This window comes from Paenibacillus tundrae (assembly GCF_030812775.1).
GTDB lineage: Bacteria > Bacillota > Bacilli > Paenibacillales > Paenibacillaceae > Paenibacillus > Paenibacillus tundrae_A.
In genome coordinates this window covers 1-16411 of sequence record NZ_JAUSTI010000001.1, presented here as the reverse complement: position 1 = coordinate 16411, position 16411 = coordinate 1, and the positions used below count along the sequence as shown (strand labels likewise).

At 49.2% G+C, this 16411-nt stretch carries 7 protein-coding genes and 1 pseudogene; 2 read left to right on the top strand and 6 right to left on the bottom strand.

From position 1 onward, the window contains the following. Window positions 1–126 precede the first annotated feature (126 nt). Both J2T19_RS00035 and J2T19_RS28120 read left to right on the top strand, forming a co-directional pair. A pseudogene (locus J2T19_RS00035) lies at window positions 127–593 on the top strand (aminotransferase class I/II-fold pyridoxal phosphate-dependent enzyme); the annotation flags it as partial. Between the two features lie 14 nt (window positions 594–607). Beyond that, entirely contained in the window at window positions 608–745 is a 138-nt protein-coding gene (locus J2T19_RS28120) for a PLP-dependent transferase (RefSeq protein ID WP_370874762.1), read from the top strand. A gap of 248 nt (window positions 746–993) precedes the next feature. Here J2T19_RS28120 and J2T19_RS00030 read toward each other — a convergent pair whose 3' ends face one another. The 6 genes from J2T19_RS00030 to J2T19_RS00005 all read right to left on the bottom strand — a co-directional run bounded on the left by J2T19_RS00030 (window position 994) and on the right by J2T19_RS00005 (window position 15836). Next, window positions 994–1338 (bottom strand): hypothetical protein, encoded by a 345-nt coding sequence (locus J2T19_RS00030; RefSeq protein ID WP_307211594.1) that lies wholly within the window; start codon window positions 1336–1338, stop codon window positions 994–996. A gap of 284 nt (window positions 1339–1622) precedes the next feature. Next, window positions 1623–5042 carry an SbcC/MukB-like Walker B domain-containing protein gene (locus J2T19_RS00025; RefSeq protein ID WP_307211591.1) on the bottom strand — a complete coding sequence of 1140 codons (3420 nt, stop codon included), beginning with the start codon at window positions 5040–5042 and terminating at the stop codon, window positions 1623–1625. Beyond that, on the bottom strand, window positions 5039–6223 hold the full coding sequence (locus J2T19_RS00020; protein WP_307211586.1) for an exonuclease SbcCD subunit D: 1185 nt from the start codon (window positions 6221–6223) through the stop codon (window positions 5039–5041). Before J2T19_RS00020 ends, J2T19_RS00025 begins: the two co-directional genes overlap by 4 nt. A gap of 166 nt (window positions 6224–6389) precedes the next feature. Further along, window positions 6390–10736 carry a helicase-exonuclease AddAB subunit AddA gene (addA, locus tag J2T19_RS00015; protein WP_307211583.1) on the bottom strand — a complete coding sequence of 1449 codons (4347 nt, stop codon included), beginning with the start codon at window positions 10734–10736 and terminating at the stop codon, window positions 6390–6392. Next, window positions 10733–14236 carry a helicase-exonuclease AddAB subunit AddB gene (addB, locus tag J2T19_RS00010; protein ID WP_307211579.1) on the bottom strand — a complete coding sequence of 1168 codons (3504 nt, stop codon included), beginning with the start codon at window positions 14234–14236 and terminating at the stop codon, window positions 10733–10735. The genes addA and addB overlap by 4 nt, the downstream gene beginning before the upstream one ends. Before the next feature lie 220 nt (window positions 14237–14456). Beyond that, window positions 14457–15836, bottom strand: a complete 1380-nt coding sequence (locus J2T19_RS00005; protein WP_307211576.1) for a class I SAM-dependent rRNA methyltransferase — start codon at window positions 15834–15836, stop codon at window positions 14457–14459. Window positions 15837–16411 lie beyond the last annotated feature (575 nt).

The following is a 16411-nucleotide window of genomic DNA, read 5'->3' as shown; positions in this document are numbered from 1 at the left end:
ATGATGAGAAAATTTCGGCATGCTGTGTCGCCCATCATGCCGCGCCTGGAGGTAACATTGTAGTGGTATTCATGGATAGCAGTGAACGTTACTTAAGCCAAAATATCTATAATAGAGGATAATAATATGAGACCTAAAACAAAGTTAATCCATGCTGGTATTGTTGGTGACCCTCATACGGAGCCGTGAGTGTGCCGATCTATCAAATGAACAAGAAGCTGTTGGTGTGCATAAAGGCTATGAGTATTCACGCACAGGCAATCCGACTCGTTATGCATTGGAAGAAGTGATTAAAGAACTGGAAGATGGCGTTCGGAGCTTCGCTTTCAGTTCAGGCATGGCCGCCCCGCCATCCATGCCGTAATGTCTCTATTGAAAAGTGGCGATCACGTTATTCTAACAGATGACGTATACGGCGGGACATATCGTATTTTCACCAAAGTGCTCCATCGTCTAGGAATTGCTCTACCTTCGTGAATACAGCCTCACTGCAAGCACTGGAACAAGCTCTTCAATCGAATACAAAGGCTATTTATGTTGAGACACCAACGAACCCTCTACTTAAGGTGACTGATATTGCTGCCGTTGCAAAATGCTCTAGAGTCGGATGACACATGCTTCCATCCCATATGAACGTAGGCAAGAATTGGGGGTTACAGATGGGTTGATACGTATTTCGACTGGCATTGAGGATGCCCAAGATTTAATCGAAGATCTGACTTCTGCCTTAGGTGAATCCAATTGATGATAATAAAGAAATCATGCCTTTCAGAAGCAAACCTTCTGTGAGGCATGATTTTGTGGGTATTTGGCTATTCAATATGTTGGATTCCGCAACTGCCGGATGTAGTACTAATAGTAAGGACGTAAGTACTGATCATTCGAGGCGTCCATTAGCGCAATGTACACACGATATCATCTATGTGCTTAATTAGAGCGCACCCATCAAATATATGAAAGGTCTTTGCGGCAGATTTATACTAACTCCTGATCTTAGTAATACGGTAACAAGGTCAATGCCGTAAGGGCAAACAGCGGGAGCACGAGTCGATTAAAACGTCTGCGCCCGTAGCCATAATAAGGATATGGGGTAGGATAACCGTAACCTGGGTAAAATCCACGCGCATGTGCTAATGAATAGTTCGCTCCAGGCATTGCATTAGGTGCCCAGTTCGCATGGTGCATCGCTGCTTCTGGTCCAACAGGAACAGCCAAATAGATCATGTCATCATCCACATTTTCCATAATCCCGTCATAGTGACTGCCATCCTGCATCTGCACGCATACGTACCGATGCATGTGCTCTTTACAAATTTTCTTCGCTTCCACCTTTTCCACTTCTTAACGCCTCCCTGATCATTGCTCATCATCACCCTTTCATCGTATTCAGCTCTGGGCGAATTGACACTGCAAGAACAGGTAAAAAAAAGAAGCACCCCGTGTGTAGCCTCCTAAAGGAAGTCACTGCTTGCGGACGTCTATTCAGGATCATTCCTGATCAAACGTCCGCCGGGGTACTTACATCAAGTTTGTCGGCTTAACTGTAGTATAACAATGCGGTGAACCTGTATCTGTGATGTAACTCACTTTGTGATTGAATGAATTTAGACGTAGATTTATATCTACAATGTTTCCAGAACAACTCGAGAGCCGCCACCAGCCTCACTTGCCGGAATGACAACCAGTTTACGTGCTAGACGTGCCCGCAGTTCAGGTACGTGGCTAATGACACCAACGGCTAGACGATCGTCATGCAATTTCTCCAGTGAGGTTATGACCGTGTCTAACAGTTCAGGATCAAGCGTACCGAACCCTTCATCCAGGAAAAAGAATTGCAGTGGGTACTGTCCTCGAAGCTGAATCTGTGCAGACAACGCCAATGCTAGCGACAGAGAGGTTAGGAAGGTCTCGCCGCCCGACAAGGTGGACACTGGGCGTTTCACCCCTCCATTGGCATCATCACATATGACAAACCCACCACCTGAATCGACTTCAAGCGAATATCTCTGTTTGGTCAAGAAGCGTAATCGCTGGGATGCTGCCTGGCTAACCTGCATCAATTGCTCTTCAGCAATGTATTCGACGAATGCATTCCCGCGGAAAGCAGCTTGTAGCTTACTCAGCAGCTCGCCTTCTCGACTAACGTCCACTCGTTGGTTCTCCAGTTCAGTCCAGCGTACGTGACGCTGTTGAACATCTTCCAAGTCCCGCTCAGTCCGAGCTTTGGCACTCAGTGCCGCTTCATCCTCAGCCCGTCTCAGCCGTAACTGTTCCGTGCAAGCCATCCACTGTTCCTCGGTCACCTCAGCTCCCGCAAGTTTCTGCTCCAGTTCTCGTAACTGCGATGCCAACTCACGTTCCTGTTCGCGGTGCTGTTGGATGGCCGCAGCCAGTCGTTCTGCCTCCTCGGAAGCAATGGCTGCCTGTATAACAACTTCCTCCGAAGTAAATGGTGATTGATCCAGCAGTTGCTTCCAGCGCCCTTGCGCTTGCTGCAGATGCTCGCCAGCAGAGACAGCGGCTTGATGAGCGATAACATCTTTCTTCGCAGAATCTTGCTTCAGGGCATCGGCTTCCTTGAAACGCTGTGCTGCCTCGGTTGCAGATGTTCTTAAACGATTCAGCTGAGCCTGCGCAGCAGCAATTAGGTCTTCTACTCGTTGTTCACCAACCCATTGCCGTAACCGGTCTTCCTTCTCAGCAAGTTGTTTACTGTTACCCTGCCACTCCGTCTGCCACTGAATTAATTGTTTATCCAATTCAACCAGCTTGCGCTGAAGTGATTGAACGAGCTCTTGCTTCTCTTCAAGGAACGTCACACTTTTGTTCAGACGTTCCTTGATGTCCTCGGCGCGTGCATCGCGCTCCTGCATCGCCTGATATAAGGCCTTGGCCTGTTCTGGGGCGATGTCAGGCAGTTCCGCGGCCCAGCGATCGCGCAGAGCTGTCGCTGCAGCCTCGCTCTCGGCCAGCTTGCGCTCCGCCTGGGCGAGCCCGGCACGGCCGGCTTCCTGCGCAGCCGCCGCCTCCATGCGGCGCTGCTGTGCACTTACGGCCGCCTGCTGCAACGCAGCGGCCTCCGCTTGCAGCGGCGCTGAGGCGTCAGCCAGCGCCCGCGCGGTTTCGCGCAGCGCGGCGGCACGCGCCGCCCAGTCCGCCGAGGAGCGCCCGTTCACGGGCGATGCGGCGGGCTCGGGCTCCGCTGCCGCAGGCGCGGCCTCGGCTGCGGACGGAGCTTCGCCGGCAGCAGCACCAAGCTGCGTCAGCAGGCTGCGACGTTCGTGCAGCTGCTGGCGCAGCCCAAAGCGCAGCTCCTGCAGCTCCGCGTGCAGGCTGCGCAGCAGGTCCAGGTCCGCATCGTCTGCGTGCGGACCTTCTCCCGCCGGCGTAGCCGGGAGCGGGTGGTGTGCGGAGCCGCACACCGGGCAAGGCTCGCCGTCCTTCAGCTCGGCGCGCAAGGCGGAGGAGAGCTGGTGCAGCTCCTGCTCACGCATCGTGCCCCGAAGCTGTTTTTCCGCCTCAGCCAGCATGCTCTGCTCGCGTCCGATGTCCTGCTCGCATGCAAGCAAGGCTTCAAGACCTGCAGCCGCCTGTTGGATCAATTGCTCACGCTGTATGCTCAGGCGGCCCTCCTCTTCCGTGATCTCCTGCAGCTTGTTGGCTCCCTGTGTAGCTGATTGCTGGCTTGCCTCCAGTTCCACCTTGTTCTGACGTAATTGCTCTGCTACCGTGTCCATCCGGTGCTGAAGCTCTAATGCAGACTGTAGCTGTCTCCGCTCATCGGCTTTGACTTCGTTGGGCTTCAGGCTCTCCTGTAATTCTTCCCGCCGTTTACGTCCACGCTGCTGCAACTCTTGCTCTTTCTCCAATTGTTGACCCACAACCGTCTGCTCCGCTTGAGCTTGCTCAAGTAAATGCTTCAGACGTGAAGCATCCTCTCTAAGCCCGTCACGTTCCTTTTGCAGTTCTTTTGCCTGTTCTAGTTGCTCTAGGCGCAGCATTAATTTGGGCTCTTCCTCAGACAGTTGCACTCGAGTAGCCTCGGCCTTTTCCGCTTCAAGAACAGACTGCTTCTCATGTTCTATCGCTTGCTGATGCGCAGTCTCAGCTAACTGCTGACGCAACTGCTGTTCCGCCATAGCTTCACGCATCGTTTGTAATGCAGGCAAAATCACTTCTGCTGCACTAGCCTGTTTCAAACGTTCTTCATCTGCAACAATGTGTGCATCCTGTGCTTTTAACTTACGCTGTTCCTCTAAGCGAGATTGACGCTCATGACTCCATTCACGAATTTTGCCCAGCTGTTCGGCTTCCTTCGTGGCCTCTTCTAACGCTTTACGGGACAGAGCCGCAGCACGGACTGACTCTTCAAGAAGCCGAGCCGTCTCTTTAAGCGTCTCCTTACTTGCATTGCCTAACCCTTGCTGCTCCGCAACTAGGGACTGATGAACCATATCATTATTCTTCACTCGCCTGCTCAACTTGATGGCAAGCTGGTCTCCGTATTTCTCCAAATGGAAAAGCCGCTGCAGCATCTGACGTCGCTCACTGCCCTTCAGGGAAAGGAATTCGGCAAATTTCCCTTGCGGAAGAACAACCGCACGCGTAAAATCATCCATCTTGAGCCCGATTACATCCTCGACAGAACGGTTAACCTCGGCTAACTTATCCGCAAGTACGTGATCTTCCCCGTCAATGGTCTCAATAAATTTACTAACCGTATTGCTTACAGATACTTCATTATTTCGTTTGAACCGCCGCTCCACGCGGAATCTACGCGTACCTTCCGCAGATGACAATTCAAACGTAAATGCAACCGATAATGCATCCTCGGCATGGTTCATAATTCCCTGCGTACCATTCACCGCACGTTCTACTTTTCCGTACATCGCTAGTGTAATGGCATCAAGCAACGAGGATTTCCCACTTCCCGTAGGTCCAAAAATACCAAACAACCCTGTCTCTATCAGCACGGTAAAATCAATCTCCTGCGTGTCACGATAGCTTTGTAGACCAGCCACTTTTAACGAAATCGGCTTCATTTTGCCTCAGCCTCCTCACGAACACCTGGCTCGTCCTCATCGACAAGCTCCAGGAATAGCTGTACAAGCTTCTCTTCAGGCTCTGCCCCACCGGTCTGCCGCTGATAGAACTTTCGGAACAATTCATGCACAGGCAGCTCAGAGCGTTGCTCTAACAGACCCGCAGCAGCCATCTCGGGATACACCGGACGTATGTGAATAATACCGTCATGGGCTCTTCGAAGCTGCTGGATTTCTTTTAAAGACATGGCATCCTCTAGCCATACTTCCATATCCACAAAGGCCTGGGCATCTCGGCCTTCCTCTAACCAACGATGAACCTCAGCAAGCCCTCCTCGCGCCTTCCAGCGAACAAGGGGACGACCACAGGTTAACAGCACTTCTTCCACATGTGGAACACCACCAGGTGCTAGATCCACCATCGTCACCGATTTACTCTGTCCAGCTTCTGAGAAGCTGTAGGCGAGTGGCGAACCGCTATAACGAATAATTCCGTCTCCCTTTACCGCCTGTGCACGATGCAGATGTCCGAGTGCTGTGTATTGCGCACCTATAGACAGCGCTGAAGGATCTACCGTGTAGGCACCACCAACCTGAATCGGACGTTCGGAATCACTTTCTACACCGCCAAGCACATAAATATGACTCATGGCTAGATTCACTGTATCTGGTCGGAATGATGCAGACAAATGCTGCATCAACATCCCTACACGCCGGCTGTACGCTTGACGAAGTACATTCTCATCCCCATCCGTTGTCAGCAGTTCGTTCAATCTAGCTTCAGATGGATAAGGTAATGCCGCAATGTTTGCCGTCTCACCTGTACGCTTGGCATGAATGGTCACCGCTTCCGCGGTAGGCATCCCTACAAGAGTGATACCCTGTCTATTCACAAGTGGAGTTACCGATGCAACCCGTTCGGGCTGATCATGGTTTCCCGCAATGACCACAAGTGGTCTGCCCCGCTCGGTAAGCCTTGCGGCTGCTTCATAGAATAATTGCTCCGCAGAAGCTGGAGGGTTTACTGAATCATACACATCGCCAGCCATGAGAATAGCATCTGCCTGCTGATCATCTGCTAGTTTGACAAGCTCATCAATAAAGTCTTCTTGTTCCCGCAGACGGCTCCGACCTTCGAGTGTTTTCCCCAAATGCCAGTCTCCTGTATGCAAAATACGCATTGTCCGTTCATCCCCTCTCCCAAGAACATTTCAAAGTACTGCCCATGAATCCATCTCATAACTCACTAAACATGTTGTATGTAACGAGATATAGACTAATAAAGCCTTTTGATCTATATCTCGTCCTAATTAAGGTAGCTCAAGCTATTTTAAATGAATCCCTATACTAACATTTCACTGCATGTCCGCCATCAAAGAAGTAGAGCCACCGGTGGTCAACCTTACGTCCCAATATATCCTCAATTGCCCGGCTATATAATTCTAGCTGGAAACGATAGTTTGCAGTTAAATCATTTAACCCTTGTGCATCATTCCAGACACGATCCGTTTTATAATCTAGCAGCACAAGTTTGCCCTCCACCTCATAGAGGCAGTCTATAATCCCTTGAACCAATACCGTCTCATCTACCAGTGATGCCTGGAGTCCTTCGTCTACATCTACTGTCTGCATCCCCTCATGTGGCGTTATATCACGCAACCACTCAGCAGGAGAATGAAGTGCAGGCAATCCATAAATAAATGGAATTTCCCGTTTTACCCAATCTGCGCGCACAAGTTCCAATCCAGGCTCAGTATCAAAAAAAGCAACGAGTTGCGTAGCATCAATAACCTCTCCCTGATGTGGTAACAGAATCTGTAGTTGTAGCAACCGCGCAAGCGTGCTTTCCACAACCTCGACATTGACCGCTGTTCCATCCATAGGAAGATGCTGCATCAATGTATGGTACACGGTTCCTCTTTCTGCACCTGTTAGCTTTTTCTCTTCCATGAACTTAGGACGACGCAGATGCAATTTGAAGGACGAATCTGGATCATGGCTTCTATGATTATCAAGCTGTACTACTGGATTCAACTTCTCATCGGGCGCATCATCTGTAGGCAAAGTGCTGTTTTCCAACCGTCTTGCCATCTCTTCCATCACCTGTAGCGGCTGGTATTCCTGCTTGGCGAGCAATGTCTTGAGCTCAGACACGGATGTGCTTGCCGCAACCTGCGTTGCCGCTGTGTGTGGATATGCCCAGGATAATCGTTGATTGACTTGCTCCATAAGCGAGACATCTGCTTGCCCGTTTTCAGTAACTTCATCACTATTACCGTTTTCTTGCTGAGCTAATTCTAACAAGTCAGCAGCTTCATCGCTTCTCTCTTCAGAAATACGTAACTGAACAGGCTGTACGGCTTGCAACGCAGCAATTCGTTCCTTCCGAACTTCTGACATCGCTTCTTCCTCGTCCTTGAGATGCCCAAGAACCATGTCCCGTGAAACCTGGTCTGCAGAAACCACGGTGATATTCCAGCGCGACTCGTCGTCCATTAAGCAAGATGAATAGGAATCACTTCCTCCCGCCAATTCACGAAGGGAGGCGGCTGCTGGGTGACGAATAAGGGACGGGCCGATCCAGTCCAAATAATTTCGTCCCGCTGCAAGTAAGTAGTCTGGCAATAACAACTCCGCACTGTCCTTCACCTGTGACCAAGCGGCTGCCTTTTTGGCAACATCCTTCACTGTTCCAATGAGGATCATTTTCTCCTTTGGACGTGTAAGTGCCACATACAGCACCCTCATCTCCTCGGCTAACAGCTCAAATTGAGCCCGGCGGCGAATTGCTAGATTTGCAAGTGTCGGGTACGCAACACGGTTCTCTTGATCCACGAACCTTGGGCCGAATCCAAGCTCCTTATGCATGAGAAAAGGTGCGTTCAGATCCTGCTGATTGAACATTTTGGATATCCCCGCCACAAAGACTACTGGGAATTCCAGTCCTTTACTTCGATGAATGGTCATAATCCTTACTTCGTTGTCTTGCTCAGCAGCACCGCCGACTGTTCCTAAATCTCCACCATTCTCACGCAGTCTAGAGACATACGTCAAAAAGCGGAACAAACCTCGATTGGCAGTTGCTTCCTCATATTGACGCGCCCGATCATATAACGCCTTAAGATTACTCTGACGCTGCATGCCACCGGGGAGACCACCTACCCAGTCCAAGTACCCCGTCTCTCTGTAAATCCGCCAGATTAATTCGCTCAGACTGCCTTGACGAGCCTCCAAACGCCATTGCTTCAATTGACGTGCAAACTGAATCAATTTTTGCTGTAATGTCACACCCTCATCAGGCTGAACGGCATTGTCCTCATCACTTACAAGATTGACCAGTCCCGCCCAGTGAGCTGCATCAACATCACTGCTGGATTGTTGCATATCATCTACACGATCTAACTCGGCAGTAACCGCCGTCTCTCGTCGTGCCTGCTCCAGCTCTGTCCACGCTTCGGGCCAATTCATCTGAACGGCTTGATCGTCACGATTTTCTTGCATGCGCTGCTGGTCTAAGCTGTGGTCATGCCCTGAATGATCTAGTTCTCCTGTAGCCAAAACTACAGCATCATAGAAGGATTGAGTTTTATCTCTAAGACGAATCTGTGCCAGTTCCTCTTCGTCTAGACCAACAATCGGTGACCGAAGTACCGCAGCAAGAGGAATATCCTGTCTTGGGTTATCGACAATCTGAAGCAGGGACAACATCACTTCCACTTCTATGGCCTGAAAATACCCTTTGCTCTGCTCACCACCAGCAGGAATGCCTTGTTGTCTAAACTCTTCAATCATCAGCGGGGCCCACATTTGAGCAGAACGCAACAAAATGACAATGTCACCGTACCTTGCCGGTCGCATCGTTTTCAGCGCTTTATCATACACCTGCAATGCAGGCTGATCTGCGTCGCCCACAATCTCTCGAATACGTCTAGCCATTGCACGTGCTTCCAGTTGAGCAGTCTCTAACTCAGCACTCTCCAGTTCAGCAGTAGCCAGTGTATCTCCCTGCTCATCAGTGCTTTCAGACAGATCAGGCCCACCGCCTTGACGATCAATTAATATGACCTCAGGTGTATACGCCTCATCTCGTTCCGTTTCTGACGGGAATGATGCTCCATAAGCAAGCTGTGCTCGATCATCATACGTAATCTCCGCCACACCTTCGTTCATAATCTGTCGGAAGAGCATATTGACCGAATGAACGACTTCTTCACGACTTCGAAAGTTACGTGCAAGATCAATACGTCTGCCCGTGCGCTCGTTGGAGTCTTCATCCTGATCCAGTTCAGCACTTGAAGCATATTGACGGTATTTGTTAAGAAACAGCCCCGGCTCGGCCAGACGAAAACGATATATACTCTGTTTTACATCACCAACCATAAATCGGTTACCAGGATTTTCTCTAGAAATTAGTCTTACGATATCTTCCTGTACTGTATTGGTATCCTGATACTCATCCAGTAACACTTCATCAAAACGTGCACGAAATTCCATTGCTGCATCTGAAGGCATGGACACAGTTGGCGTAGAATCCTCATGACGCAAAATTTGAAGACAGTAATGTTCCAAATCGCTAAAATCAACCTGTCCCCGTTCCTGCTTCGCCTGCTGGTATCGTGCTCCAAACTCACTGACGAGTCTAGATAACTCGTGCATAAGTGGTGCGGCTTGCTCTAATTCCTGCCAGAATGAAAAAGCAGTTCTCCCGAACAATGATCCTTTCAGATCCGTTACTGCTTTTTTGGCTGCTTCGCGCAGCTCTTTAACTTGCTCTTGAAGTCCCGGGTCTGTCTGATCTTTCTTACAAGGCTTGAGCTTGCCAAATGCGGCTGATTGAAAGACATCTGGCAACTTGTCCCATGGCATGATCTGAACGGCAGAACGAAGCTCCTCTACCATCACCAGATCTTCTTTGAGCGTATCCGCATAAGGTGCCGGCCCTTCTGGCTGCATAGCAATTTCAATCCCTTGGCGCAACACCCCAGCGGCACCGCTTAACGTAAGTGAGGCATCGCGTAAAATACTCTGTACCCAGACCGTGCTTCCAAGTGCTTCTACACTCTCCACCTGAAAAGCAGACGCCATTTCTGCCAGCCAGTGATCTGGCCAAGAATGACTGCGAGAGAAGTCATACAGCCGTTGTACGAGCCGATGCATGGCATCATCGTTCCGCTCGCCACTGAACCAATCTACTAATTTACGAAATGTACTGCCCTCATCCTGCTCACCATACTTTTCTTCGAAAAGCTGTTCCAGCAGTTCTTGCCGCATCATTTCAGCTTCATTTTCATTCAATATCCGAAAGGCGGGATTCAGCGGAATCTGCTGATAATAACGCCGTATGACTTCCATACAAAATGAATGCAGTGTCGTGATGGACGCACGTCCAAGAAGCGAAAGCTGCTTACGCAGATGCTCTTCTCCAGGCTGATCTTCCAGCGCACGCTCCAATGCTTCCCGTATACGTTGCTTCATCTCGGCCGCGGCTGCTTTCGTAAATGTTGCTACAAGCAAACGATCTACGCTGAATCCCTGAGAAGGGTCGGCAATTTTGCGAATAATCCGTTCGACCAATACAGCCGTTTTACCCGATCCCGCAGCGGCGGCAACTAGAATGTCTTCTCCACTCTGCGAGATCGCACTCCACTGGTCATCACTCCAGAAGCTACCTTCTGGTTTTGGCATATTCGTCATAACGTTTCCCCTCCCTTGTTGTGAGATAACAACTCCCATATTTGCTGTTTGCCTGGTTTGGATAACAGATTATATTCATTACCTTCTATATTCTCATCAAACTGACAGACTGGCTTATACGGACAGAAAGTACATGCGACTTCCTGTTGGATACGATAAGGCTCGATGCCCACGTCCCCGTCCGTAATCCGTGTACCAATCTCTCGAATGTTGTTTCGTACTGTTGCAAGTAATGTGTCCCATTGATCGGGTGTAGCTACAGCTGCACTGCTGTAAAAACTACCATCTGCTTTCAGTGCAACAGGAATAATCGCAGAATACCCTTTTTCCAGGGTATGATCCATTTGAGCAATGTTATCTCGGTCTGCGAGCAATAGTCCTTTCATTTTGAAGCGTTTCAGCAGCTCTTGTCCTGCTTGCTCCGAGGTCATGCCATTGGAAGATTGCAGTAGCGGATTATGCACATGGAAATACAGCGTGCCGCCCGGCATGGCAGATTCACCAAGCCATTCTTCAGCCGCACTAAGCAACACTTCCAGATACGTAAGCATCTGTAGTGATAGACCATAATACACTTCGTGTAGCTTGAGATCCGTCTGACTTGACTTATAGTCTATGACTCGTAGTAGAAGTCCATTTTCCCCTTCAGCAACATCTACGCGGTCAATTCGACCGACAATCTCCATCACACAGCCATTTTCCAGTTCAAAACGTAACGGCGGCAAAGGCTTGCCTGGTCCAAAATCAAGCTCCAGCCCGATCGGTTCATAACTTCCTCGTCTAGACTGTTCTCCCAAAATAACGGAAGCTCTGCTGACAATCTCCTTCAACTTGCGGAAAATGTAACCATACCGTTTGGTGCTAAGCAAAATTTCTCCTTGAAGCTGTGGAGCAATCTGCTCCACCGTCTGCTCTGCCTCTTGTCGGCATTGCTCTGGTGATAAACTCCCCCAGCTACGATTTTCTTCACGCAAGCGCATCGCCAACTGACTGAGTGCAGCATGAAATAATTGACCGATATCTGGGGCTTGAAGACGGTAAAGCTGGCGATCCTTCAAGCGTAATCCATGAGAAGCAAAGTGAGAGAATGGGCATGCTACAAACCGTTCCATCCGGGAGACACTTGTGCGAACTTCCGTACCATACAATCTCCGACTAGTGGATGTGCGAAGTGGTAACGTCCGATTACGATAAAAGACGGATCCCAACAATCGATCCAATAGCGGTTTGCTGCTTTCTTGCGAAACATGCCAGTTATACACTGCCCACCATAATTCTGGAATGTCCTCACCGCGGCGCCATCTGCGCAATTGTCCAATTAACGTAGATAAGCTTTGTTCCGGATGACGAACATAGGCCCAATGATTCTGTAAAGCTACTGATCCCTGAGGTTCAGATAGAAGAGGCTGCTCCTGTTCGCCAAACATGTTCCGCACATGTCTTACAATTTCTGAAGGAAGCAGCGACTTCCCTTCATCATCCGCGACAGGGTAACTTAGCCACAGTTGGTCACTAGCTGATGTTAAGGCTGTATAGATCAGAAAACGCTCGTCCAGCATTTGTCTGGTCGCTCCAGGCCCCAGAGGCAAACCTCTTTCTGTTAACAAAAGTCGTTCCTGCTCAGTCAATACACCATCCTCTTGAGGTACAGCCGGGAGTTCTCCATCCACTGCCCCAAGAATAAATACATATTTGATATCCTGCAGACGCGTCCGATCCATCGAACCAACCAACACCTGATCCAATGCAGGTGGAACCAGACCCAATTTAAGCTCCGTTAGTCCTGTCTCAATTAATCCAGCAAACAAATCCAAGTCCAGCCGCTCGGCTCCCATCATATCGACCATCTGATCAAGCAGATCCAGAACGGCTCCCCACATTTGTCGATGCTCGCGTGAACGTTCCGGATCACCTTGAGCGGTGGCCTCGGTGGACATCGCCTCAAGCTTCCATGGAATCTCCGCATCTTCAAGTAAATGGTATAATGCAGCACACTGTTCCTTGGCTGTCTTCGCCTTGCTCATTCGCTTCTCAAAAGCACCCATTGAATCTGTAATAACCGCGCGGCACTTTTCCATCAACGATAACATTTGTTCACGTCCGCGGCTCCGATTGTCCTGACCGTTGTCCTCCAGCGACAAACTAGGCACATACTTCCAAGGTTTTCCGTCTGTCCAGCGGTATCCGTGAATACCACAGGCTAGGATGTAATTCTCGAGTTGATCCATGTCCTCACGGCTCACTGAACCATCACGAGGCAGGAGGAGATCTGTTTTGACACAACGAAATACATCTTCATAACGCCAGCGACGACGAACAACATCCAGTGCAGAACGAATAAACTCTGCGAGCGGATGATGCAGCTCACTTCGTCTGCGATCCAAGAAAACAGGGATGTTATAATCTCGGAACAACGGCTCGGCAATATCTGCATAAGCATCTAACTGACGAACCAACACAGCCATCTCACGGTAACGCGCACCCTCATCTTGAGCCAAACGTCTCATTTCACGTAGCGCACCTTCCAGTTCTGCACGACGGTTCTCGGCTGCGTACAACTTAATGCCAGAATCGCGCCCTTCACTTCTCCAGCGAACTCTGCGATCGAACCCCGCTTCCAAATGCGCTAATCCCAGGCTTCCTTCATATCTTGGGGCAACCTCTGGCTTAAGAATCATCGTTTCACTAGGCACACCTAAGTCATCAGCCATGCCTTTGAGACGTGCATAAGCACTCGCTGTGGGATAGAACAGATCCAAGTCGTTAGGAAGTGCACCATGCTCGTATGGGCGATCTAACGTCAATGCAATCGTAACATTAGAAGACTGCAACATCAGTCTTCCAATCACACTCAGTTCCTGCGGAGTAAATCCCTGAAACCCATCTATCCAAATCTGAGAATCTCGCAGCATCGTGTCTTCAGATAACCGTTCAGTCAATTCGCTAAGCGTATCTTCATCATCAATGTAGAGATCCGTTAATTCCTGTTCATAATCACGATATATTAAAAGCAGATCATGAAGCTTATCTCCCAATATCGGTGCTGACGAAGAGGCATTCCACATGGAAACTCCGTCTCCCAGCGATGCAGGATCAAGCTCATAACGTTTAAATTCACCATATAGGTTGTTCAGATGACTAATAAAGCCTAATTGGCTGCTTGAAGCACCAAATAATTTCAACTCTTCCTTACGCCGTTGCAGTACTTTATAGAGCAGCATCTTCTTACCTTCAGCACCGATTGGAATACGGGCCGAACCACCAGCCTCCTGCATGACGCGGTAAGCTAGTCTTCGGAAACCAAGCACTTCAGCGCGCATAGATCCTTTGATCATGCCAGAAGAGACGAGTGCTTGCTCTGTACGGAATGAACTCTGTTCAGGTACTAGTAAAATAAGGGGATTCCCCTGTGGCTCCTGTTGAAGCAGGGTAGTAATTTCCCGGGTAACCAGGGCACTCTTGCCACTGCCTGCCCGGCCAATAACGAAGCGTACGGACATGTCTAATCCTCCAAATCATCACGAACAAGATTTTAATTCTCAGTATACCATACCTGACTCGATTCGGAACATACGTTTGCCACTATTCGGCAGCATCGGAAACATCTCCATAAGCATTACAAAAAGGCCTACAGCTATATAACTGCAGACCTCTCACTTGATGTTGATAGGATTGTTAATATCATAATCGGTCGTTTAAATGCTCGTGTGACTCATTACTTTATTTTGTTTTACTTCGAACCTCGAAGATCGCAAATTTCAGGTAATGTCCTTCATCTACACCCAAAATCTGTGGGTGATCCTTGCCTGCTGCCTTCCACTCAATGAGACGAAGCACTTTGCCAGCATCTTCAGCCGCATCTGCGATGGTTTCGAGGAAAAGGTCTGGGCGCATGTGATATGAACAGCTCGCCGTTACAAGATATCCACCCTCATTAACGAGTTTCATACCATGAAGATTGATGTCCTTGTATCCACGGCATGCACCTTTGACTGCTGATTTCGTTTTGGCAAACGCCGGTGGGTCAAGGATAACCACGTCAAACGATTTACCTCCGCCAGCAGCGAGTGCTTTGGAAGTGTCTACTTTTTGCTCGCCTGCACGCGCACGGACATTCCGATCTTCGAGTCCTTTAACCTGTTCACGTAGGTATTGAAAAGCATCTGCTACAACAAATTCAACTCGATCAGTGAATCCGTTCAACTCCACATTCGTTCTAGCACTTTCGATCGCATGCTCTGAAATGTCCAGACAAGTTACTTTCTTCGCTCCATACTTACAAGCATTCAACGTGAAGCTGCCTGTATGAGAGAAACACTCCAGTACCGTCGCACCATCCCAATAAGGAAATGTTACAACTTTACCACTTTTGTTAACAGGCAACCGTTGCTCACTACCATCCTGCTCCACTTGCTCAAGGCGGATACCGCTTTTGTAGCCCCAGCCCTTCATTAAGGGTTCGATCGCTGCACGGTTCTCGCGCTGATCGAAGAAATAGCCTGTTTTCTGACCTTCCACGATATCTACTTTAATGAGCAAACCATTTTCTGTTACGGTCACATGACGTGGGCACTCACCGTAAAGAGGACCTTTAGTCTGCTCCAAGCCTTCCAGCTCACGAATAGACACATCGCTCCGCTCATAAATGCCCTCAGGCTGCATCACTTCAATCAGAGCTTGGACAATCGCCTCACGACAACGATCCATCCCCAGTGTCAATAGCTGTACCACAAGTATGCTGCCAAAGCGGTCAACGATCAACCCAGGTAAAAAGTCCGCTTCACCATAAACCAAGCGATACGCTTCTCCGTCTTGGATAAAACGTTCACGATGGCGTAAGCAATCCTGGAAACGTGCTGTAAAGAACGCCGTATCCATCTGAGCAAAATCTAACGGTTGGTAGGATACAACTCGTACAGTAATTTGTGATGCAGGATTGTAATACCCTGTCGCTAGGTAGCGACCTTGATGATTTAATACATTAACTAGATCTCCAGGCTCTGGATTTCCGTCAACTGAGGCAATTTCATTGTTAAAGATCCATGGATGTGCATGTTCCAGCCGCTTTTTGCGACTGCGTTCTAGGGTAACCGATGGCAAGGTAAATCCACTTCCTTATTAGTTAGTTGAAAAGATAGGTTTAGTGCAAAGGGAGACGCTCCGGGGACGGATCGGTCTTTCGATCGCTGTTATCCCCAGATTTTTTGGATTCCCTTTCTCAAAAGGGAAAATCCGGGGATAAGCTTATGCTTCCGATGTAGCTTTCTTATAGAAAGCTTTTAGGCGAGCGCTTCGCTTCTTCAAATCCGATTCCGTCCCCTCCGCTCCGTTTGCACGAATCTCCGTATCTTTTGAATATGGCGGTACATAGGGTAGACCCTTGAATGATGGCTGTTATCCCCATTTTTTTTAATTCCTTTTCAAAAAGGGAATCCCGGGGATAAGGCGCGCGCTTCGCTTCTTCAGATCCGATTCCGTCCCCTCCGCTCCGTTTGCACGAATCTCCGTATCTTTTGAATATGGCGGTACGTAGGGTGGACCCTTGAATGATGGCTGTTATCCCCATTTTTTTTAATTCCCTTTCAAAAAGGGAATCCCGGGGATAAGGCGCGCGCTTCGCTTCTTCAGATCCGATTCCGTCCCCTCCGCTCCGTTTGCACGAATCTCCGTATCTT